Genomic DNA, 23,668 nt, shown 5'->3' with positions numbered 1-23,668 from the left:
GCATTTGAGGTAAGCACAGATGAAAGCAGGAGCAAAAATAAGCGTATGGTTTAAAGGGCTGTTCCGGGTGAAGCAACTGGCGGTGCTCAGGGTCACGCTGGACAGGGAGGGGCAGCATCAGTATTCGGCGTATTTGCTGGAATTAGAGGCGGAGCAGGTAAAGGTAGCTGCTGAACAGGGCGCGCTGAAAAATGTCGCCCATTTTAGTAAAAACTTTCCGAAAATGCCGGTGCTGTTGTGCCTGAATGGTAAGGGCGTATTGGGTAAAACCATCCTGGCTGCGGACTTAACGGGAGAAGCGGCGTTAGCGCAAGCCCTGCCGGGAGCAGATCCGGGCGACTTCTATGTCCAGGTCTTAAAGGTGTACAACGGAGCACAGCCCGAAACGCGACTGGAAGTGGTCAGAAAACCGCTGGCAGATGAACTGTCTGCCGAGCTTGAAGCAGCGGGACACCCTGTGGTCGGATTGTGCCTGGGGGAAGCGGCTGGTTTACAGGACAACGCGGTGAAGGTATTGCTCGGTGCAGGCGGGGTGACCGCTGCTGCTCCGGCAATGCAGGAACGGTTGGTACAGTTGCGGGCAAAGGCCCGTTTGTCGGGCGTGTTTGCTCTGACCGGCGTAGGCCTGTTGTTGCTGCTGCTGCTGAATTTCATGCTGCTCAGCCATTATACGGCTGAAGTGGAACAGCTGGCCCTGCAGCAGAACTTAAAAGGAAGCGAGGTAAAGAAGTATGCGCTTTTGGAAACTGAGCTGGGCAGCCGCGCCGCGTTTCTCCGGACTTCGGGCTTTAGCGGTTATCCCTTTGCCTGGCTGACGGGAGCGGTGATGGCCTCCAGGCCGACCGGCGTCGTCGTGACGGAGTTCAGTATCAATCCTTTAAGACAGCAGGCCTTCGCTTCCGGCGGCCGGAAGGTCTATGAGGCGGGAAAGATGATCATCCGCGGACAAAGCGATGGGGCGGCAGAGGTGAATGGCTGGCTTTACGGGCTCCGCGCCATGGATTGGGTGAAACACTGCGAATTATCGGGATATGTAGTGAGCAGGGACACCGGTAAGGGAGAGTTTACGGTCTCGATAGATATGGCGCCATATCGCAGTAAGGAAATAAAAGAATAGCAGGAAATGAAAGTAAAGACAATCAATTACAGGCTGATCCTGAAAATGGCCCCGGTGCTGATCCTGCTGATGGGGCTCGTCTGCTGGCAGCTTGCATTTAAAAAGACCTGGGCCGCTTACGGACTTTACAGGCAGTTGACGGCGGCGGCTGCGCCATCGGCAGAACTGGGGATCAGTCCTGGCTATACAGCGCGCAGGACGCAGGCGATGGAACAGTTGTACAACCGTTTTGAGATCGATTCGGCATTCTGGAAAGGACAGCTCTGGAATGCCTGTGCTACGCTGGGGCCCGTGCAGGGATTGCAGGTAAAGGCTTTTCCCGGGTGGGAAAGGGACAGCCTGGCCGGGCGGCCGGTACTGCGGCAGCACATCGAACTGAGCGGCGCCTATTTTAAGCTGCTGGCCATGCAAAGGCAGCTGGATACGGCGGCTCGTATCGGGCGGATCACCACCTTAATTTACCGCAGGGCCCCAAGAGACCTGCAAACTACCATGGAACTCATTTTTACGGGTATCCCCGTGATCAAATCAAATAAAGAATCGCGATATGAAGAACAATAGAAAAGGAATGTACAGCAGCAAGATCGCCCTGGCGGTTGTGGCCCTGCTACTGGTTTCGTGTAAGGATTTTATTGAGCCTTCGCTGGAAAAGCGGGAGGTCCGGTTGCTGGCACCTATGGACGGATCGGAAAGCAACCGTTACCAGGTCGGGTTCAACTGGGAGTCGGTAGCAGACGCGCTGCGGTACCGGCTGCAGATTGCTGCGCCGGATTTTGAGCACACGGTATCCATGGTGCAGGATACCATTATCGAGGGCAGAACACGATTTGAAATGACCATGGAGCCTGGAAAATACCAGTGGCGGCTGAGGGCGGAAAATGGCAGCAGCCAAAGCGGCTATGCTACGGCTGGTTTTACGATCCACGAATCTTCGCTGACCGAGCAAAAGGTAACCCTGAACACCCCAGGTACAAATTACCTCAGCAGTGAGGCGAATGTAGGCCTGGGCTGGAACAAATTGTTTGGTGCCACCGGCTACCAGCTGCAGATCGATAAAGACAATTTCGCTGACGAGGATGACCTCGTGTACGATGCGGTACTCAGTGGTAACGTGTACCAGTTCACTTTCCCGGAAGATGGCAGCTATCAGTGGCGCGTACGGGCCCAGAATGAGAAGGAAAACAGCAAATGGTCTGAGGTACGGACGCTGGGCTATGACAAGACCGCGCCGGCTGTTCCCGCACCGGTAAGCCCGGTGAAGGGGGCACAGGTTAGTTTGCCGGTCAGTATTTCCTGGACGGCGGTGAACACGGCAAAGAAATACCGGCTTTACCTCTATAAAAGTGATGGGGTAAGTAATTACAGTACAGGTTTTCCTTTGCTGGTCAACACGAACAGCTATTCGTTCAGCACCGGCCAGCAGGGAGAACTGGTGTACTGGAAGGTGACCGCACTGGACCAGGCCGGGAACGAAAGCCCGGCCAGTGAACTGATGAACTTCAGCATACAATAAGATGGCTACGCAAAAATCCAAGGGAATGCTGTACGGGCTGGGTTTCCTGGTACTGGGTATCTGGGGGCTGATCGTTTACAGGTTATTTTCGGCGGTACAGGGAACGGATGATGTAGCGGTCAAAGTGGCCCCGGTACCATTTACGGCCAGGCAGGACTTGCCTGCGGCAATGCCGGATACGTTCCGGCTGCTGACGGACTATCCTGATCCTTTTACGGGTGAGGCGGCTATTAAGCCAGATACGTTAAAGCGCAGACCGGTGGCCGCAGGTAGTGCGATCAGCGCTGCCCCGCCTGCTGTGGTGATGCCGAATCCGCTGGAGCAGATGAAGTACCTGGGCTTTGTATCGGGTGGTAAGGATGTCCGGCAAAGGGTAGCGATCATCAGCTATAACGGGCAGGAGAAAATGATGCGGATAGGGGATACGCTAGCGGGCGTAAGGCTGCTGGATATCGGGCTGAATGCCGTGAGACTGAAATACAGGAAAGAGACCAGAACATTAAAGACAGAATGAAAGCGATGAAAAATAATTATTCGTCAATGGCGGTGCTGGCATCGGGCCTGGCGCTCGCCGGGATCATGGCTTCCTGCAAGCCGCAGGAGCTCCAGTATATGGACCGGCTGGGCCGGGATGTGGTGCTGCACCAGGGTGACATTACCGTACAGCTGCAGCTGCAAAAAAAAGGGATGCTGGTGCTGCCTGAGATGGCGCACACGTATTACTGGTATGACAAAGGAAAGGTGAACAGCTCGCAGGCGGCTTATTCCGGGAAGGTGCTGCACGGCTTGTACCGCGAGTATGACCGCGCGCACAAAATGTTGCTGGTGTCGGGGAGGTTTCACAAGGGGCTGAAACAGGGGCGCTGGCTGAGCTGGAATGCGGCTGGCAGGTTGCGGCAGGCGGAAATTTACAGGGACGGCGAGCTGAACGGTGCGCTGGTGAAATACGACAGCCTGGGCAGGCCTGCTGATACTTTGAACTACAGGAATGGTGTACTGAGGGAGCGGCGCCCGGTGGATTCGCATCCTGCCGACACGACGGCCCGCAAGGGATTGTTCAACAGGCTGAAAGCCATCTTTAAAGGAAAGGGAAAACATAAATAAACTGTCTGATGGTACGCGCCTCCGCTCTTTATATCTCTCTGATCATCTCGCTGCTCATTGTGCTGGTTTGCGGTGCGATGCTGATGACGACTTACATCTACCGCATGCAGGACCGCAAAGCAGTACGCATGCAGTTACTGAAACGTAACCTGTCCTCCGCAAGGGAACTGTTGCTGCTGGACAGCTTTCCTTCAGATACCCTGGAAAAGCTGAGCCTGTTTGGGGAACAGCAGGACAGCGTATTGCTGGAAAAGCGTACCTGGGGAGTTTACCAGACCGGCATCATCAGGGCCTGGGTGGGCGCAGACTCCGTAGCACAGGCCATCATGATGGGAACCGTGCCTGCAGATACACTGCAGGTGTTTTACCTGGCCGATGAAGACCGGCCGGTGTCGATCTCGGGTAAAAGCAAGATTACCGGTACGGCTTACTTGCCCAAATCGGGGATCAAGGCCGCTTATGTGGAAGGCAGGGGATACGAAGACCGGACGCTGGTCTATGGCAGCATTAAAGATAGTGGCAGGGAACTGGAATTGCCGGCAGGCAGGGATTTTTCTGACCTGGCGGACTGGATGCAGGAGATGCTGCGCAGGGCCAGGCAGGAAGGCAAGCCGGGTATCAATCCGGATGTCTCTTGTAGTTTTCTGGAACCTGTAAAATGGGTATACCAGGGAGCTGTAGCGCGGGTCGGAGAGGGACAGCAGCTCAGCGGACAGGTCATTCTGGCCGCTGATAGCGCGATCACGGTCCAGGCGGGGGCCAGGCTGGAGCACGCTATCCTGATCGCACCGTATATCCGCATAGAAGAAGGCTTTACCGGGCGTTTGCAGGCCCTTGCCACCGATAGTATTGTCACCGGAGCTCAGGTGCAGCTGAAATATCCCTCGGCTCTTGTCGTGCTGAAGCCGGATACAGCCGGTTTCCAGGCCAGGCTGAGTATGGGTAAAGACTGTCTGGTAGAGGGGCCGCTGATCGCCTGGGAGAAGCAGCGCAGTGAGCTGATGCCATTGCTCCAGATAGGCGAGGGTACTTTGGTAAAAGGAGAGCTGTGGAGCAAGGGTTATGTGACCTTGGCTAAAAATGCGGCTGTAAATGGTTCCGTAACAGCCATCCGGCTGATGGCCAGGGTTTCGGGTGCCATTTATGAAAACTACCTGATCGATGTGAAACTGGACCGTACCCGGCTGAGCAGGTATTACCTGAGCACGGGCTTTCTGAATGGTGGGGCTTTAAAACAAAAAATATTATGCAGGTTGAACTAAGTAAACGGCTGAAGGCGGCTACGGTGACCGAGACCGTAATTGCCATGCTGATCCTGATGATCAGCGTAACTGCGGGCCTGGTGATCTATGGCAGGCTGGCCGGTACGGGAGTGAACGACCAGGCGCTCAGGGCCGGATTGTATACCGACCTGGTGACCGATAGCCTGGCTGCGGCAGATTCATTTCAGGACCAGGTGATACAGCAGAACGGATTTACGGTGGCGGTAAAGTTCAGTGAAGTGGTCAGGTTTAAGGGCGCCTGGGTGCTGGCTGCAGTGTGCCGGGACAGCGAGGGCAAAATACTGGCAGAGGTCAGCAAAATCGTTACGGGAGATGGGAAACAAGATTAAGGCATTTACGCTGATGGAGGTAGTGCTGGCCATGATGCTCGCAGCAATCGTTGTGGGTATGGCCTATACTGCCTTCAGCCTGTTCGGAAAGCTGCAGGGCAGTTACCGGCAGAAGAACCTGAGGCATGCAGACCTGCAAATGGTGCGGGAGGTGCTGCAAAGGGATGTGGAAAGGGCCGGATCGGTGCGGCTTGAGGGAGACCGGCTGCTGATGGATAGCCTGATCTACCAGGCAGGGGGAGATTTTCTGCTGAGGCAGGTTGCCGGGGGTACAGATACGCTGAAACTCCGGACGCTCCGCATCCAGGGATCCTTTGAAGAACATCCTGTAGCTGACGGCCTGGCCGACCGGTTGGTCCTGAGCTTTATGCAGGATAGTGTGGCGGTTCAGCTGCGCATTGATAAGCAATATACCTCAGAGGAACTATTCAGATTAAAAGAGGAATTATGGAAAAGATAGACATCGCCGGACTGCTTTCCAAGGACATCAGCTTTGGCGGAACCGGGCTGAACGATCAAAAGAAGACCAGTTTCTTCTTTGAACTGGGTACCCTGCTAAGATCGGGAATCGACCTGAAGAACAGTCTGGACCTGGTGACCTTGGAAAGCCTGAAGGACAAGCAGGTTGCGGTTTACCGGGACATCAAAGCGAAGGTGATTTCCGGGGCATCACTGTCCCGGGCGGTAAAAGAGACCGGAAAGTTTTCGGACTATGACGAATTCAGCATACAGATCGGGGAGGAGACCGGCAACCTGGCCGAGGTACTGGATGACCTGGCCCTGTTCTATAAACGCAAGGTAGAGCAGCGGCGCAAGATCATGGCTGCATTGACCTATCCTGCCATTGTGCTGTGTACCTCTGCCGGGGCGGTGTTCTTTATGCTGAGGTTTGTGGTGCCGATGTTCAGCGATGTGTTCAAGCGCTTTGGGGGTAAGCTGCCCTGGATGACCGAAATGGTGATCTCAGCCTCGGCGCTGATGGGCAAATTGTTTTTTCCGGGTTTGCTGGTTTCCGGGCTCTGCGGGTATTTGGTGTATGCGTACCGTAAAGAGGAGCGTTTCCGTGAGTTTTCCAGCCAACTGGTTCTGAAGGTGCCGGTTTTAAATGAACTGGTCAGGAAGATCTACCTGGCCAGGTTCTGCAATACGATGCGGCTCTTGATCAGCACCAGGATTCCCCTGCTCAGGGCCATCCATATGGCCCGGCAAACGATCGGGTTTTACCCGATGGAGGTCTCGCTGAAACAGGTGGAACAGGACATTATGAAGGGAGTGTCGCTGCATGCCAGCCTTGCCAAGTTTGAAGTTTACCCGGCCAGGATGGTCCAGCTGGTAAAGGTAGGTGAAGAGATCAACAGGCTGGACCATTTCTTCGGCAATATTGCCGAGCAGTATGTGCAGGAGGTGGAATACCAGACCGGGACGATCAGCAAGCTGATTGAGCCGCTGATCATTATTTTTTTAGGCCTGGTGGTCGGGTTTATCCTGGTGAGCATGTACCTGCCGATGTTCCAGATGAGTAATAGTTTTTAAATTTTTTTATAGCGATATGGAAGAGAAATTTTACAAGGAAGTCAGTGATATGATTCGTAAAGCACGAAAACACAAAGAGTACACCCAGCTTTACATGGCGGTCAAATTAGGTATTACGCAAACAGGGTATTCCAAGATTGAATCCGGTAAAAGTAAATGCTCGGGACCAAGGCTGCTGGAGATTTTTGAACTGCTCGGATTTGACCCGCCGAAGGGAATGGATTTTAAAGGAAAGTGAGCGCTGAATACGGCTTTTACATGCCTTCCTAAAGAATATGACTGTCAGTCATATTTTATGACTCGTAGTCATACTTTATGACTGACAGTCATGCTTTTTTGCTGGCAAGCTGAAAGTCTGGTGGTTAAGTTTGACTAAAAATCTAAATGCATGAAAAGGCTCTTACTACGTTCACAACTTTTGTCTCTCAAAGGAATCTTTATTTTTATTCTGCTAGGATTTTGCAAGATAACCTCTGCCCAGATTACGGGCTCTTTTACGGTTGGTGGAGATGCTAGCCGGTATTATCCAGTTACTTTTTCAGATGGTGGTTGGGCCAACAATGTTGCTTCCGAGCTGGAGATCGGCAGATCCAGTGTATACGTAAGTAGCACCTGGGTTGGATCAGTAATTGCCCGATTTGATTATCACACAACAAGATGGGGAAATGCAAATGCGTTTATAGATGCCAAAGTCTTTCAGCGCGTTAATGGGTCTGCTGGTCAGGATGTACCATTTATCGGGGGATGGCGTGATGCAACTGCGGCAAACGCTGATGATAAGATTGTTATCTGGTTAAAAGGTGGTAATATCAATTATTATTACCGGTCCAAGTTTGCGATTACTGTGACAGTATATGACGGTACGGCAAATGCGCTTCCTTACCAGGAATCGGGAGGCCCTTCACATACATACAAAACGGTGGTTGACGGTTATGTAAACTCAAATGGTATTAGTCAGACTGGTTCAGCTTATTTCCAGGGTACAACCAATAACTACTTTAATGGAAACGTTGGTATAGGCGCGTTGGACACGAAAGGTTACAAACTTGCGGTGGCGGGTAGTATGATTGCGGAGTCGGTTAAGGTGAAGTTACAGGGGGCATGGCCGGACTATGTTTTTACAAAAGGCTATAAGCTTCCAACGCTCACAGAAACCGAAACTCATATCAAAGAGAATGGCCATTTGCCAGGCATTCCTTCTGCTTCGGAGGTGAAAGAAAATGGTGTGGAACTGGGTGAAATGAATAAGAAGCTGTTGCAAAAGATTGAGGAGCTGACGCTGCATTTGATTGAGATGGAGAAGGAAGTCAAGAGCCAGCGAAAGGAAATAAATAGTTTAAAACAAAAATAGTTAATGACTCAATAACTGCTGATATGAAAAAATATTTAATGCTGATTTTATTCACAGGATTTTTCAAAACAGGCTTTTCCCAGACATTGCAGACTGTAACAGATAATGGGAATATCACTACAAACGGTATTACTATAGGAACAGGTCATACGGGTGCCAAGTTTAATGTGAATGCCTACGGTATGGATGCCAACGGTTCGAATGATGTTTCCATGATTGTGGCAAATCAAAGGTATAACTCTACAAATTCAGCAGGCGAAAACAGAATTGTATTGGGATGGGCAAATCACTGGGCAGCAGCAATAGGCGCATATAAAGAGTCGACAAATATCTCAGGCCTACGATTTTATACAGAATATGGATTCAATACTCCGCAGGAAAAGATGCGGATAACGGGGGCAGGAAATGTAGGGATTGGGACTACCAATCCTACTGAAAGACTTTCAGTAAAAGGTAAAATCAGGGCACAGGAGGTTAAAGTTGAACTTGCCAACTGGCCGGATTATGTTTTTGCAAAGGACTATGCTTTGCCGACGCTGGCTGAAACGGAACGGCATATTAAAGAGAAGGGCCATTTACCAGGCATTCCTTCTGCTGCGGAGGTGAAAGAGAATGGAGTAGAACTCGGCGACATGAATAAGAAGCTGTTGCAGAAGATCGAGGAGCTGACGCTGCATTTGATTGAGATGAAGAAGGAGAATGCAAAGCTTGGTAGTCTTCTGACTGAACAGCAGACGGCAATAAAAGAACTACAACTTAAAATAAAGTAAATGCGTAATTACATCTTTAGCCTATTACTGGTCGTATTCTCTGCGACTGGTTTTGCCCAGGTCACAACATTAGCTCCCGGTCAATATAAGAGTATTGTTGTCCCGTTTTACTCAGCTAACTTGGATTATACCAGGGTGTTGATCTTATTACATGAGTCGTATGGCACGACATTACTTAGCGCTAATTATGCGATTGGAACAATTACGGCCCTGAGAGGATCGGCGGGAGCTTATAATCGCGTAAATATCGCTGAAGTCAATACCGCCTCTGCTTACAACATCAATTCAGGGAGTGTATCCTCAGTTTATAACAGTGGACCGCATTGGAAATTAAAGACTTGTACGTTTAATGGCAAAAAATATTTAGCTCTGGAGGTTCCATATGCGGATGCCTATCATGACCAAGGTTACAAGTTTACAGGGTGGACAACATCGACTGCAGAAAATATGTTGGCAGTACCATACCAGATAAATGGTAATCCTCTTAACCAAAGTGTATTGAGTAATATTCAGGATTTTGTTCCTACGCACACAGAAACACATGATGTTCCAAATTTTAATGTAACGGGTAGTGTTGCAATAGGTACGACAGATCCGAAAGGCTATAAACTAGCTGTGGCGGGTAATATGATTGCAGAGTCTGTGAAAGTAAAACTGCAAGGTACCTGGCCGGATTTTGTCTTTGCAAAGGACTATGCTTTGCCGTCACTATCGGAAACAGAAACTCATATCAAAGAGAAAGGCCATTTGCCGGGTATTCCTTCTGCCGCGGAAGTAAAGGAAAATGGCATCGAACTGGGCGAGATGAATAAGAAGCTGCTCGAGAAGATCGAGGAGCTAACATTGCATTTGATCAGAATTGATAAGGAGAATGCGAAGCTTGGAGCCCTTGTGGAAAAACAACAGAAGGACATAAATGAACTAAAAACGAAAAATCAATGATTCAGTATACAAGGAAAATATTGCTAGCATTGGCAATGGTGCTACAAGTTTACTATGTAGCCGCACAGACAAACACGTTTCCTGCAAGTGGGGATGTTGGAATCGCTACGACCAGTCCAAGAGGTGCACTTGATGTTGCGAAGTATATACCATCGGGCGCTCTAGGGACAATTTTTGGCAGGCTTCTCGAAGGCGATAATGAGGGAAACGGGACATTTTTAGGTGTTCGGGGCTACGCGACAAATGTTCTGAATAGCAGAAGTTTTGCAATCATTCATAACTTTTATGGTCAGACGAATAGTTCAATTAATTTCCTGAGGGGTTCGGCGATGACTGGAGGCGCGATTAGTTTTAGCACGAATTCTGATATAGAGCGTATGCGGATAGACCATCTGGGCAATGTAGGGATCGGAACGACTAACCCGCTATCTAAATTCCAAATTGCAACGAGCGATAAAACTGGAGAAATAAGAATTGGAGGAGCAAATGGCGTAAATAGTGGTCGAGTCTTTATTGCGGCTGATATGGTTAATGATCGAAGTTATATTGATGTATATGGAGATAATACATTTAAAAAGCTTTTTATTGACGCCTCAGTTTTAGCGCTTAATAATGTAAGTAGTGGTAATGTTGGTATAGGTACGGCCAACACGCAAGGCTATAAACTGGCTGTGAATGGTAGCATTAGGGCTAAAGAAATTAAAGTAGAATCAGCTAACTGGCCGGACTATGTTTTTACAGAAGATTATAAGCTTCCAACGCTGGCTGAGACTGAAACTCATATCAAAGAGAAAGGTCATTTGCCGGGCATTCCTTCTGCTACGGAAGTAAAGAAAAATGGCGTTGAATTAGGTGAAATGAACAAGAAGCTGCTGGAAAAGATTGAAGAGCTGACCCTGCATCTGATTGAGACGAAAAAGCGGGATGATACCCAGCAGGCCGAGATAGAGGCATTGAAAAAGACATTAGTGGCACTGGTAACGGACAAAAAGTAAACGGATCATAAGACTTTATCTGAATTAATTATGCATATCAAATTCAAACTCTTACTGGTGATTGCCGTACTTGGCAATAGTCAATTGATGGCGCAGGTTACTTATAATAAAAGGGCCGGAGGTCCGATAGGCGAAGCGCCAAAAGTGGGTAAAATAAGTGGGGCCTATAGTCTGGACAATGTGGACAGGAGTACGGGCACTGTAGATATCAATATTCCGCTATATGAGATTAAAGCACATGATATCAGCGTGCCCATTTCGATCAGTTATAAGACGCTGGGGATTAAAGTTGGGCAAGAGGCCGGCTGTGTCGGCATGGGCTGGGAGTTGAATGCCGGAGGAAAAATGATCAAACAGGTAAACGGCCTGGACGACGATGGGGGTGCAGCATCTATTAAGTCGACTTCAAATTTCTCTCTGGATCCGGACAATAATCAAAATCACCGTACTACATTGATGAGCGTAATGAGCGGAAGTACAGATTATGCTTATGATGTCTTTAGCTACACTGTACCCAGCGGGGGCGGGAGATTTACGAAGGGTGGGCTGACTTTCCCGTATGATCCGACATTTAAATATTCAGATAATAACAAAAGCATCACTACCGGAAATGGGCTTGTCCACTATTTTACAACCGGTGACCGGATCATTGTCAAGAAAAAAAGATTTTATCAGCCAAATGGCGATAACCTGGTTGCTATTCCTGGCGGAGACTGGTATGGGTCTCCACAGGAGTATGACTCGGATTATAACCTGTATAGGATCACTTCACCAAAGTCAAGAGATACGGTCAGTTTTCTATATGAGGATACTGCCTCTGTCAATCCGGGCACAGGCCTGCTTTCCAGGATACGTACCACCACGACCGAGATACTTCCCTTAAGCAGGGATATGATGTACAAGTCTTCGTCTAGCTCTTGGGATGATGCCAATGGACAATTTTTGTTTCATGGCGAACCGATTATCGGTCAGAGTAAAATAGAGACAAAGGTACACCGCAGACTGAAGGAAATTGTGTTCCCTAATGGGAAGGTCACTTTTGAGTACAGCCCTAATGAGGTGCTGGGAAGGGAAGTATTGCTAAAGGTTACCATTAAGCATAAAATTAATGGCGAATACAAATGGTATAAGCATTATCAATTCAATTACGATCCTGATGTGCAATACGGGCATTACCTGGAATCGGTTGATGTCTACGATGCAGTTGGAACGAAAGCCGGTAAGTGGAAATTTAGTTATTACGGGAGTCAGACTGCTGGTGTGCTTGGAAAACTGCCTGTACCTCCGAACATTGAAAGCAAAGCTAAAGATAGATGGGGTTTTTATAACGGCCAGACCGGGAATAAGACCCTGATCGAAGATCCGGACAGTACGATCAGTCTGAGAGATATTCCACACCTGATGGCATGCTTCAAGGGGCATCCTGGTACCGCGCCCAGTTCATTTGATTATCACAGGCAGGAGGCAAAGGAGGTTTATAATGCGCCTGGCGATACTCAGAGCCAGAATGTAAGCTTCGGTAAGAGAAATACCAACTTCAATGAGATGATCAAGGGTACGCTTCAAAGTGTTTCTACGCCTACAGGTGAAAAATTCCTTTATGAATACGAACCTCATAAATACCGGATTGACGGAGCTACTTCCAATTATACCCCATATACTAAAATTTATCAGGGTGGGGGGATCAGGATCAAGACGATTACCCAGGCGGATGGGATCATGTTTTCCGGAGCGACGCATTCCAAGCGTGGGTTTACTTATGGTGTTGGTGCAGTTAATAGCACGAGTTCGACGGAATCAGGTTATGGTATCGTTCAGATACCTGGTCTAATTACCAGTGTGACTTGCAACTACGTTTTTAATACAAATACGACTTATATTGAAAATTTACAAATCTTTTCCCACCCGTTAAATGATCTGGTATTACATAACGGTAGTTACGCTTATTACCCTTCAGTTGTAGAAAGCATCTACGACGGGCCTGTAATTTCCCACCAAACGGCTTATTATTTTAATCAAAGTGTTCCGACGGCTGCCTGGAATTATCCCAGCCCATCTAACCGTGCACAGCAAAATTTCCCTGAATTTTATACGAACCAAGGCATCCAGAGAAATGTGCCTGTGGGGTTGCCTATAAAGATTATTGAATACAATGGTTTACGCACAGATGGTACCAGGGCCCGGGTCACTGTCAACGATTATAAAAACTATGATGCGCCATCTACATCGCCAAAGCAATATTCTTATTTCGGGGGTGTGAAGGGGATGAAGATAGGCGAGTATAATACCTCGTTTACAGTATGCGGTATGGCGAACAATAACGGTAACTATACTTATCAATGTAGTCAGATAGCGACCATTCCAAATATGGACCCCTTGGGTTATAAAGATGTAGGCCCGGAAACCAGTACGAACTATTATCCTGGTAAATATTATGGAAGTACAGTAGACTTATCGACGCTGTCCAATGTCTACAAGCTTTCTGAAACTCGGGTTTCGACCTGGGACAGGGTATATATAGATTCTACGACAAACTTGACAAAGTATCAATACAATAATATTGCACACCTTCAGCCTACCCGCATTGTCAGCTATAATTCAAACGGAGATTCTACGGCAACCAGGCTCAAATACGCTAAGGATTTTTTACAGAATACCGTTCCGGGGGTCAATCTGCTGCGCGATGCAAATATGGTCGCTGAGCCTGTCGAAAACCTGGCCCTGGTCATGAAAGGCGGCGCTTACCAGGTACTTGCAGGAACCAAAAGTACCTTTTCGGATTTCTCTGGCAAGACTTTGCCAAGTAGTGTGTACCGTCTGAATACCGGAGGCATCCCATTCTCTGAATTGACTTATAGCGAATCGGATAACAGCTATTCGCTGGAAAGCAATTACGATGCTTACGATGACAAAGGCAATCCTATCCTGTATTCGAATTTGTCCGGTCCAAAAACCGCACTCATCTGGGGCTATAGTAAAGAGTTTCCGATTGCCGAGGTGGTCAATGTGCAGGGTTCGAGCGAGGTCGCGTTTACAAATTTTGAGGAAGGAGATAAGAGTAACTGGCAGTATGCGGGAACCCCGGTGCTGGATACCCTGTCGCCGTCAAGGGATTACGTTTACAACCTGGCAAGCGGGAATATCACAAAAAGCACCAACGTATCGGGGAGAAAATATATCGTGGGCTACTGGTATAAAAGTGGTTCTACAGTAAACGTAACAGGGGGAACCATCGGACCTGAAGTGGTAAAGAATACCAAGGGCAACTGGGTATTTGCAGAACGGGAGCTGACCGCTGGGGCATTAACTGACGTAACAATTTCAGGTACAGGTTTCATCGATGAACTGCGCTTTCACCCAAGTGATGCCGCGATGCGGAGCTTTACCTATAAACGTGGGGTCGGAGTAACCAGTTCAATGGATGTGAGAGGCTTAACCTCCACTTACGAATATGACAATGAGCATAGGCTCAGGAATATCAAAGACCATGACGGTAATATTGTCAAGGCTTACGACTACAATATTGGCAAAAGATATAAGCAATAACCGCTACTAAATTGACGTATATGAAAAAGTTCATCATCACCATAACTTGCCTGGTACTTTTCTGGATCCCTGACTTAGCTCTTGCGCAGCAACAGGTTTCCGTGATTGCTTACGGCAATCAAAAGGAAATTACCGCTTCTGAAAGCATTATTTTAAAGCCAGGATTTACGGTTCCTGCTGGGGCGAACTTTAAGGCTTATATCAGTCCGGCTAACGGGGGCGTACAGAACCAGCAATGGTTTAACAAGGACTATAATTTTATCGTTACTTACGATGTAAGGCAAGCCGGAATCTTGAAGCCATCTGATTCTACAAATCTGAATACACATGTAAATACTTCTGTGGAATACCTGGACGGGATAGGCAGGTCTGCGGGAACGATCGGTATCAAAGCCAGCCCTTCGCTGAAAGCCGTACTTCAAAACCGTTCGTACAACTATATGGGTGTTGAATCTGCCAAGTATCCGCCTTACACGAAGGCTGGAGAAAATGGCTATACGCCGCCATATGCATGGGATCAATCTAATTTCTATGCCAGCCCTCCTGCTGGTATTGGAGCATCATTATATCCTTATTCCGAAGCAAGGTATGAAACCAGTGCGCTAAACCGGGTAGTGGAGCAGGGGGCACCTGGAGACGACTGGCAGTTGACCACGGGAAGCAGCCCTAATAGGGGGCATACGGTTAAGTACTATAATTCCTTTCATAGAAAAGAGGCCTTGTATAAGGTTTCCATCAATGCTACGACGGGAGCCCGGACACTGGTAAGACAAAACAACAATGAACTGTATGCAAACAATTCGGTATCCAGGGAGTCTTCCTGGGATGAAAACAGCAATTCATTTAACAACTTGCCATTATCGAACTCGGTACTGGAAGTAAAGGACAGGGACGGGCGGGTGATCTTAAAGCGCGCATATACTCAAACCATAGATGCATTAGATACGCTATCTACCTATTATGTGTATGATGATTTTGGTAATTTATCCTTTGTGTTGCCGCCTGCCGCTAATCCTGATGCCAATGCGGCAATCACCCAGACGACGCTCGATGCTTATTGCTATCAGTATAAATATGATGGCAGGCAGCGTATGACTGCTAAAAAGCTGCCAGGAAAGGGCTGGGAGTATATGGTATACAATAAACTGGACCAGTTGATCATGACCCAGGACAGTGTGCAGCGGGGCCGCAGTCCGCAGGAATGGACGGTTACGAAATACGATGCCCAGGGTAGAGTTGTCTTAACGGGAATACATACACGTGCAGGTACAGCCAACGTGAACTACCTCAGTACTGTACAAACAGAAGCGAATGGTATAGCTACGCAATGGGAAAGCAGAACGACAACAGGCACAGGGTACACCAGCGCCACTTACCCGACGACGGTGAATACCGTATTGACCGTAAATTATTACGATGACTACGCCATTCCGGGAATACCTTCCGAGGCGGCTTACAATCAATCCGCAAGTTTTACAACGATGACGCGCGGACTAACTACAGCCAGTAAGTCGAATGTACTGGGTACATCAAATTACTTGTGGACGGTTAATTATTATGATGACAAGGCGCGTGTAGTTAAGGTCATCCGGCAACATTACAAGGGTAAGGCGACAGTAGCGACCAATTATGATGAGATCACCAACGAATATGATTTCTCGGGTGCAGTAATGGCGAGTACGAGGAAGCATTATGTTGCAGGAACTGAAAGCCTGTATATCAAAAATGAATATACCTATGACGCGCAGGGACGGAAGGTAGATACTTACCAGTTAACCGCCAACACTTCTGGAACTTCAGCCAACCAAAAGATCTTGCTTTCTCGTAATGAGTACAATGAACTGGGCAATATATACCGTAAACGGTTGCACAGTACAGACGGCGGTGCGACGTTTAAACAGGATGTAACCTACAATTACAATATAAGAGGCTGGCTGACTTCGATATCTTCAGCCCTGTTTGGAGAGGCGTTGTACTATCAGGATGCACCAAATGGAGTAACGCCGCAATACAATGGCAACATCAGCACGCAGACCTGGGGTACGAATAAGTATTACAACTACAGCTATGATAACCTGAACCGGCTTAAGTCTGCAGTAGCCGGTAACGGCAATAATGAATCGATCGGCTATGACCTGATGGGTAACATTACCCGCCTTCAGCGAAAGCTGGGCGGTTCACTGATAGATCAACTAAGATATACCTATGGCGGTAACCGCCTGACCAGCGTACTGGACAGCAATGCAAACGTCGCAGATACGAGGTTTCAACTGGCGGGTACCACCAGTTATACTTATGACGGGAACGGCAACCTGACCGGAAGGACGAACTCAACGAATACCGGCAATAACCTGGGCAGCATTACCTATAACCTGCTGAACCTGCCCAAGGCCATGACCTATTCAGGCAATACGATCAATTACATTTATGATGCGGGGGGCGTAAAGCTGAGAAAAGAAGTAGGGACTACAGTTGCAAATGATTACATTAGTGGTATCCATTACGAAGGCGGAGCTTTCGCATTTGCCCAGACAGAGGCAGGAAGGGTCGTCAAGAACGGTACAGGAACGGACCCTGTTTACGCCTATGAATATACGTTGAGCGACCACCTTGGTAATGGAAGGGTGTACTTTGATATTTATAATGGCACAGCAAGGTCAATTCAGGAGACCGACTACTATGCATTTGGATTGGGCTTACAGACCGGCTCAGTAATTGGTAACGAGAACAAATACCAGTACAACGGTAAGGAGAAGCAGGACCAGGAGAAGATGTTCGATTATGGGGCGAGGTTTTATGATCCGGTGATTGGTAGGTGGAATGTGATTGATCCGTTGGCGGAATTGGCAAGGAAATGGTCTCCATATAACTATGCGATGAATAATCCGATTAGGTTTATTGATCCCGATGGGATGGCTGTTGAAGAAACTAATTTAGGAACTAAATACACAGGTGAAGACGCCCAAATTATATTCAACCAGTTAAAGAGTCAATATTCACCTAAGAATAAACGTAGTGGTAATGACGATTGGTTTACAAGGCTTCTTGCAGCATTAGGTATTGGTCCTATGAATTCCCCTAAAGATTTAGATCAGGCTAAACAAATCGCAGAAAATTGGGAATCATTCAATCAACTTAGTGCAACTGCAGAAGAAGCTGACGAGAAAATAACAGACATACCTGTGTTAGGGGGGGTGTATCAGGTCATGAAATATGGAACTGGTACTTTTTCAACTGGACCAAATTATTTTGCTGCAGGTATGGGATTGCTTTCAGCGGGATCTGATGCGATTGGAGGTTTTGAGATTGCAGGAGCATATAAATCATTGGCTAAACTTGGATTAAGAGATGGAGCCAAGAGATCTGCTAGTGAAGTTTTAGAACTGGCACAGAAATTCCTAGGTAAAGGATATAAAGAGGCTATTCCTGGGAGCGGCAGATTCATATCTTCAGATGGAAAAAGAGTCTTTAGAATGGGGACAAGTGATATAACAGGAGCACATGGAGGAGGGCCCCACGTTAATTTTGAGACATTTGTTCCTAACCCTGCTAAACCTGGAAAAATGATGCGAAAGGATAATTATCATATATTTTTAACTGATTAAAATGGAAATAAAACTGACAATACCAGAATATGTGGATCAAGGTTTAACATCTGAATGGCAGTATGGCTTTGAGATTAAGGTTGGGGTTAATGATGGAGAGGTTATAATTTCTGCTAACAAAGCAGGGTTAATTTCTCTAGCAAAGCAGATGCTCTCCTTAGCACAGGATGCCGTTCCAGTAGGTTATCACATGCACTACGACGAATATAACTCATTAGAAGAGGGTTCTGTAGAACTTATAATTGAGAAAAAATGAAAATTTCAAGGTACAATTGAATATGAAAATAGATTCAGGAACATTTGAATAGAGTTAGTGGCCCCGTCAAGCCAGCATAAAAAATTGGAGAAAACGGCAATACAATTATACTTTAACAAAACCGGCAACTGACCGAAAAACAGGGCAGTTGCCGTAAATCGTTTCCTATAATAAGAACTCATGTACGTTATCCAGGTTTATCACCTGTGTAACGGCTTCCTGGTAAGCTTCTAAGAAAGTTTTCGAAAATTTTGCATGGATTACATTCCAATGCGCTATGCCTTATCGATCACTGGCGAACGTGTTTTCCTATCGCAAATTAATAATGAAAATTGCGAATTCATTCGCAGTTTTTTGTTTTCGGCAGGGCAATTAACTTTTGATCTTTTAGAATCGTATTTGGAAAGGCTATATAACCATTTGGAGAATGAGCCCTAGAGAAAATTGAATACAGTAATAGAGTTTTTAACGTGTTTTTAGCAGAATATGACTGTCAGTCATATTTTATAACTGGTAGTCATACTTTATGACTGTCAGTCATGCTTTTTCGCTGGATTAATCGACATATGGTGATTAGGTTTGAAAAGGAAAAATCCGGTGATCTAAATTATGAAAAGGCTCTTGTTACTTTTTTTGTTATTTGTATTCAGTGAGGCTAAAACTCAGACGAATACTTTTCCCGCATCTGGGAATGTTGGAATCGGGACTACTTCCCCGGGTGAAAAGCTGGTGGTAAATGGTAATGTTTCCCTTATCGATGGAGGTAGTTTTCAGATAGGCTCGTCAAACAGTGTGGTATGGGCCAATAGTAAAATCCTAACAAGAGGATATTCCAATCAGGATTTCACAGAACTACTAGTTCCGGGGCACATTGCGAATACTGCTAGCATCAGGTTGCTTGCAAATGGGAACGTTGGGATTGGTGCTGCTACTCCTCAATATAAACTGGATGTGAGCGGTGAAGCCAGATTACTCACTACAATAGTATCAAGCTCAAATTCGCCGTTTCAAACCTCGTCGATCTTATACTCCCAGCCTGGGTATAACAACATATTTGGTGTCGACGGCACCTGGACTTCGAAGTACTTTGGCATGAAGACAAACGGATCTTTTGTGGTTATGGGAGGTAATGTTGGAATTGGAGTGACTGATCCGCTGGATAAGCTTTCGGTTAAAGGAAGAATCCGCGCTCAGGAAGTTAAAGTAGAAGCTACCAATTGGCCGGACTATGTTTTTACAAAAGACTATAAGCTTCCAACACTTGCAGAGACCGAGGCTCATATCAAAGAGAAAGGCCATTTGCAAGGCATTCCTACTGCTGCTGAGGCAGAGAAAAATGGTGTGGAGCTGGGGGATATGAACAAGAAACTGCTTCAAAAGATAGAAGAACTGACGCTCCATTTGATAGCACAGAGTAAGCTTATTCAGCGCCAAAACGAAAGGCTGAATGTCCAGGAGGAAGAAATAAATAAGCTTAATAAACTTTTAAAAACAGATGAAAAATGAGAATCGTACTAATCTTCAGTGCTTTGATAATGTCTGGTCTGGTACTGTCTGCTCAAACACTTCAGACTGTGGTCAATAACGGCAATACAGTGACCACTGCAGTTAGGTTGCATGGTAGGGTTGATCTTGGTGAGAAATATGATGCCGGTGCTTACGGAAGTGTACAAATAGCCCGGGCGGCAAACCAGGGTAACAAATTTCATTTGTCTTTTATCAGTGAGGGGCAAATGGTCTACGGGATGGGATATCTGAATAACTCAACCGTATTTGGTATACAACCGGGGAGTGATAACAGCACTGCAAATGGGATTTTCATAGCCCCAGCCGGAAATGTTGGATTGGGAAATCAATCTCCTCAATACAAACTGGATGTGTCAGGTGATTTTAGAGTACAATCGGGGAGTAACCTTTTTGCTTACAACGGACTTGCAGATGTTCTGTTAAAATTTGCGGGGCGGGGTTCGGGTGGCCGGGCAATGGTGCATGACACGAATAACCGGCTTACATTGAATTGTGAGGGGGATTTCACAGGTGGCACCTCTATAGGTACAAATGTTTATTTTTCTGAAGTGCCTTCCGGCACGTCTTATATTCAATTTGGAAATGTTGGTATCGGTACCACAAATACTCAAGGTTATAAGCTTGCAGTGGCGGGTAATATGATTGCGGAATCGGTTAAGGTGAAGCTGAAGGGGGCGTGGCCGGACTATGTTTTCACAAAAGATTATAAACTTCCAACACTGGCAGAGACCGAAACCCATATCAAAGAGAAAGGTTATTTGCCAGGTATTCCTTCTGCCGCAGAAGTAACGGAAAATGGGGTTGAACTGGGTGAAATGAATAAGAAGCTGTTGCAAAAAATAGAAGAACTGACGCTGCATTTGATTAGTAAGGAAAAGGAAATTAATGAGCTAAAAAAGAGTGTACGGCGCCAGGAATCGGCGATCAACATGATCATGTCTAAATACAAATTTAAGCAGTAATGAAAAAGATACTGGTATTAATGGGTTGCTTTCTTTGGCTGAACGGAAAGTCCCAAACAAATTATGTGGTTGTACAGGATACACGAGCGGTTAACAATCCGCCAACTTACTTTAAAACGAAGTTAAGTGTTGATTTCAAAGAAACGACCACGATAGGAGCACCAGGCTCTGCTTTTTTTACAACATTACTAACGGTGGCCCCATGGCACGACGATAGTGGCGGGAAAAACCATCAACTCGGATTTAATAACGACGGACTTTTTTACCGGATTGGAAGTCATTCCTCCACGACATGGGAACCGTGGCGACGGATGGTAATTGAAGATCCGAACGGTAATGTTGGCATTGGCACAAATACAACTATTGCAAAGCTAGATGTCCGCGGCGGTTTCGCTGAATCAAGTTATGGAATTCAGACACCGACTGTAAATATATTCGGTACCGAGCCAGCTGGAGTAAATAAAGGATCTTGTATTGCACTTGGGGGGAAAACGGGTAATGGAACTCCCGACTATCCATTTGCTTATGTTTTCGCGGGAAAGGAGTCTAATGCATTTGATAGCTATGCAGGATATTTTGCTATTCGAACGGTATCCGGTAATTCATCTGGTGAAGTGAATAGCGCTAATTATGAAAGACTCAGAATCACATCACTTGGAAATGTTGGCATTGGAACAACCAACCCTACCGAAAAGCTCTCTGTAAAAGGTAAAATCAGGGCACAGGAAATTAAAGTAGAGCTGACGGGGTGGGCAGACTTTGTATTTGCAAAAGACTATAAGTTGCCAACGCTTGCAGAAACCGAAACTCATATCAAAGAGAAAGGCCACTTGCCAGGTATTCCTTCTGCTGCAGAGGTAAAGGAGAATGGGGTTGAGCTGGGCGAGATGAATAAGAAGCTGTTGCAGAAGATCGAGGAGCTAACGCTGCATTTGATTGAGATGGACAAAGAACTCAAAGCTCAGCGAAAGCTAATGAAGGATCGGAACAACAATGAAGAGTAACTCATCGAATCGAAAATGAAAAAGCAAATTTTTACGTTGCTGTTAGCCTTGGTTGGATCATTGCATACACTATCAGCGCAGTGGGTTACAAGTGGAAATAATGTCTACAACACAAATACCGGATATGTGGGCATAGGGACAAGTTCTCCAACATCATTTTTAAATGTGGCTGGAAACTCTTCAACAAATCCCGAAATACAGGCAGATCATTACTTTAGCAATTTCGGAGGGGCCACTGTACAAGTCCGCAAAGCGAGGGGAACGCGGACTGTACCCTTAGTAGTTGCCAACGGCGATTATCTGGGAAGCTTCGAATCCTGGGGATATGCGGGATCCTCATTCGTGCGTGGAAGTTATGTTGGTACCGTGGTTAATGGTACCCCTAACGCTACCGCTATTCCCACAGATCTCGTCTTTGCTACGAACAATGGTTCCTGGCCCGATGCCATAGAATGGATGCGGCTTGATAAGAATGGAAACCTCGGTATTGGTACTACCGTTCCTACCGAGAAGCTTTCAGTAAAAGGCAAAATCAGGGCACAGGAGGTTAAGGTTGAACTTGCAAACTGGCCGGACTATGTTTTTACAAAAGCATATAAGCTCCCATCGCTGGCCGAGACAGAAACTCATATCAAAGAGAAAGGCCATTTACCAGGTATTCCTTCTGCTGCAGAGGTAAAGGAAAATGGCGTTGAACTGGGTGAAATGAACAAGAAACTGCTGCAGAAAATTGAGGAACTCACACTGCATTTGATTGAGCAAAAAAAAAGAGTAGACCTTTTAGTCAGGGAAAATGAACAGCAAAAGGAAGATATCGAAAAATTGAAATCTAAATAATAACGTTATGCGCAAATTAATTAAACTGTCATTAATGATCATAGCCTGTGTGTCTTTCTCTGTTAAAAAGGTGTCGGCAGCAAATCTTGTGGCAAGCGAATATATTACTTCAGTGACCTTTCCCGCCAACTTCCAGGTGGGGAGGTATACAGAGTTCTTAGCGGTTGGCCTATATGATGCGGGCTCGTCCGGTAATTACGAAATATCGATTTCCTACACGCGCAGCAATGTTGCAGCGGCAGCAACTTACCTGGCTAGTATAAGTCATGCAAACCCCGCGCTTTGGCGGGAAGTAGGTCGTGTAAACAGTAATGGATATGGCACCAATGGATCATCTGGGCACAATTTTACGATAGATTGTAATACGGAATATGCCGCTCCTAGATTTCGCATCAGGGCAATTAATACACTTGGCATAACAAGCGAAGCCATTACTGTAAATATTAAGGTAAGAGCAATTAATAACAATGGGGCCTGGACGCCATTAAATGTTTCAGGAACGGATCTGACAGTAACTAAGTTTCTGCCAATGACGAATGATTGGAGTTTATATGTAGGGAATGATATCTCAAACGATGGAGCTCAGCTGGCGATAAAGGCAATCGAAAATGGAAATGTGGGAATTGGCACTGCAACGCCTGCAGAAAAGCTCTCTGTCAATGGCAAAATTCGGTCAAAAGAGGTTAAGATAGAGATTACAAACTGGCCGGATTATGTCTTTGCAAAAGACTATAAGCTCCCAACGCTCACGGAGACCGAAACTCATATCAAAGAGAAAGGCCATTTGCCGGGTATTCCTTCTGCTGCGGAAGTGAAGGAAAATGGCGTTGAACTGGGTGAAATGAACAAGAAACTGTTGGAGAAGATCGAAGAGCTGACGCTGCACCTGATCGAGATGAAGAAGGAAAACGAAGACCAGAAAACATCGATCAATGGTCTTATCAACAGAATACAATCGCTGGAAAACAAACAAAAAAATAATCTGAATTAGCAT

Annotated in this window: 22 protein-coding genes; all 22 read left to right on the top strand. The window is 46.6% G+C overall.

The window, feature by feature from the left end; genetic code table 11:
- Window positions 1-19: 19 nt before the first annotated feature.
- The 22 genes from P2W84_RS15085 to P2W84_RS14980 all read left to right on the top strand — a co-directional run bounded on the left by P2W84_RS15085 (window position 20) and on the right by P2W84_RS14980 (window position 23,665).
- Window positions 20-1,117: a hypothetical protein gene (locus P2W84_RS15085; protein WP_276090985.1), complete on the top strand. Its 1,098-nt coding sequence runs from the start codon at window positions 20-22 to the stop codon at window positions 1,115-1,117.
- Window positions 1,118-1,123: 6 nt separating this feature from the next.
- Window positions 1,124-1,678: a hypothetical protein gene (locus P2W84_RS15080; RefSeq protein WP_276090984.1), complete on the top strand. Its 555-nt coding sequence runs from the start codon at window positions 1,124-1,126 to the stop codon at window positions 1,676-1,678.
- Window positions 1,665-2,630: a hypothetical protein gene (locus P2W84_RS15075; RefSeq protein WP_276090983.1), complete on the top strand. Its 966-nt coding sequence runs from the start codon at window positions 1,665-1,667 to the stop codon at window positions 2,628-2,630. Before P2W84_RS15080 ends, P2W84_RS15075 begins: the two co-directional genes overlap by 14 nt.
- A gap of 1 nt (window position 2,631) precedes the next feature.
- Complete coding sequence (locus P2W84_RS15070; RefSeq protein ID WP_276090982.1) at window positions 2,632-3,144, top strand: hypothetical protein; 513 nt, start codon at window positions 2,632-2,634, stop codon at window positions 3,142-3,144.
- Window positions 3,141-3,734: a hypothetical protein gene (locus P2W84_RS15065; protein WP_276090981.1), complete on the top strand. Its 594-nt coding sequence runs from the start codon at window positions 3,141-3,143 to the stop codon at window positions 3,732-3,734. The genes P2W84_RS15070 and P2W84_RS15065 overlap by 4 nt, the downstream gene beginning before the upstream one ends.
- Before the next feature lie 8 nt (window positions 3,735-3,742).
- The gene (locus tag P2W84_RS15060) at window positions 3,743-4,996 is read left to right on the top strand and encodes a hypothetical protein (RefSeq protein WP_276090980.1); all 1,254 of its coding nucleotides are present in this window, start codon (window positions 3,743-3,745) and stop codon (window positions 4,994-4,996) included.
- Window positions 4,981-5,346 (top strand): hypothetical protein, encoded by a 366-nt coding sequence (locus tag P2W84_RS15055; RefSeq protein WP_276090979.1) that lies wholly within the window; start codon window positions 4,981-4,983, stop codon window positions 5,344-5,346. The genes P2W84_RS15060 and P2W84_RS15055 overlap by 16 nt, the downstream gene beginning before the upstream one ends.
- Window positions 5,330-5,806: a prepilin-type N-terminal cleavage/methylation domain-containing protein gene (locus tag P2W84_RS15050; protein ID WP_276090978.1), complete on the top strand. Its 477-nt coding sequence runs from the start codon at window positions 5,330-5,332 to the stop codon at window positions 5,804-5,806. The genes P2W84_RS15055 and P2W84_RS15050 overlap by 17 nt, the downstream gene beginning before the upstream one ends.
- Complete coding sequence (locus P2W84_RS15045; RefSeq protein WP_276090977.1) at window positions 5,794-6,879, top strand: type II secretion system F family protein; 1,086 nt, start codon at window positions 5,794-5,796, stop codon at window positions 6,877-6,879. Before P2W84_RS15050 ends, P2W84_RS15045 begins: the two co-directional genes overlap by 13 nt.
- 16 nt (window positions 6,880-6,895) lie before the next feature.
- Window positions 6,896-7,117, top strand: a complete 222-nt coding sequence (locus tag P2W84_RS15040) for a helix-turn-helix transcriptional regulator (RefSeq protein WP_276090976.1) — start codon at window positions 6,896-6,898, stop codon at window positions 7,115-7,117.
- A gap of 150 nt (window positions 7,118-7,267) precedes the next feature.
- Window positions 7,268-8,230, top strand: coding sequence for a hypothetical protein (locus P2W84_RS15035; protein WP_276090975.1), 963 nt, complete (start codon window positions 7,268-7,270; stop codon window positions 8,228-8,230).
- A gap of 23 nt (window positions 8,231-8,253) precedes the next feature.
- Entirely contained in the window at window positions 8,254-9,000 is a 747-nt protein-coding gene (locus P2W84_RS15030) for a hypothetical protein (RefSeq protein ID WP_276090974.1), read from the top strand.
- A complete protein-coding gene (locus P2W84_RS15025; protein WP_276090973.1) occupies window positions 9,001-9,942 on the top strand; it encodes a hypothetical protein in 942 nt (313 codons plus the stop codon).
- Complete coding sequence (locus tag P2W84_RS15020; RefSeq protein WP_276090972.1) at window positions 9,939-10,937, top strand: hypothetical protein; 999 nt, start codon at window positions 9,939-9,941, stop codon at window positions 10,935-10,937. Before P2W84_RS15025 ends, P2W84_RS15020 begins: the two co-directional genes overlap by 4 nt.
- A 30-nt stretch (window positions 10,938-10,967) precedes the next feature.
- The gene (locus tag P2W84_RS15015; protein ID WP_276090971.1) at window positions 10,968-14,483 is read left to right on the top strand and encodes a hypothetical protein; all 3,516 of its coding nucleotides are present in this window, start codon (window positions 10,968-10,970) and stop codon (window positions 14,481-14,483) included.
- Window positions 14,484-14,503: 20 nt separating this feature from the next.
- Window positions 14,504-18,088: an RHS repeat-associated core domain-containing protein gene (locus P2W84_RS15010; protein ID WP_276090970.1), complete on the top strand. Its 3,585-nt coding sequence runs from the start codon at window positions 14,504-14,506 to the stop codon at window positions 18,086-18,088.
- A gap of 1 nt (window position 18,089) precedes the next feature.
- Entirely contained in the window at window positions 18,090-18,344 is a 255-nt protein-coding gene (locus P2W84_RS15005) for a hypothetical protein (RefSeq protein ID WP_276090969.1), read from the top strand.
- A 609-nt stretch (window positions 18,345-18,953) separates the two neighbouring features.
- Complete coding sequence (locus P2W84_RS15000; RefSeq protein WP_276090968.1) at window positions 18,954-19,850, top strand: hypothetical protein; 897 nt, start codon at window positions 18,954-18,956, stop codon at window positions 19,848-19,850.
- Complete coding sequence (locus P2W84_RS14995) at window positions 19,847-20,833, top strand: hypothetical protein (RefSeq protein WP_276090967.1); 987 nt, start codon at window positions 19,847-19,849, stop codon at window positions 20,831-20,833. The genes P2W84_RS15000 and P2W84_RS14995 overlap by 4 nt, the downstream gene beginning before the upstream one ends.
- On the top strand, window positions 20,833-21,837 hold the full coding sequence (locus P2W84_RS14990) for a hypothetical protein (RefSeq protein WP_276090966.1): 1,005 nt from the start codon (window positions 20,833-20,835) through the stop codon (window positions 21,835-21,837). Before P2W84_RS14995 ends, P2W84_RS14990 begins: the two co-directional genes overlap by 1 nt.
- A 15-nt stretch (window positions 21,838-21,852) precedes the next feature.
- Window positions 21,853-22,674 (top strand): hypothetical protein, encoded by an 822-nt coding sequence (locus P2W84_RS14985; protein ID WP_276090965.1) that lies wholly within the window; start codon window positions 21,853-21,855, stop codon window positions 22,672-22,674.
- Between the two features lie 34 nt (window positions 22,675-22,708).
- A complete protein-coding gene (locus P2W84_RS14980) occupies window positions 22,709-23,665 on the top strand; it encodes a hypothetical protein (RefSeq protein WP_276090964.1) in 957 nt (318 codons plus the stop codon).
- Window positions 23,666-23,668 lie beyond the last annotated feature (3 nt).

The organism is Pedobacter sp. JY14-1 (assembly GCF_029269825.1).
In the GTDB taxonomy this organism is placed as follows: domain Bacteria; phylum Bacteroidota; class Bacteroidia; order Sphingobacteriales; family Sphingobacteriaceae; genus Pedobacter.
This window is presented reverse-complemented; position numbering and strand designations above follow the sequence as displayed.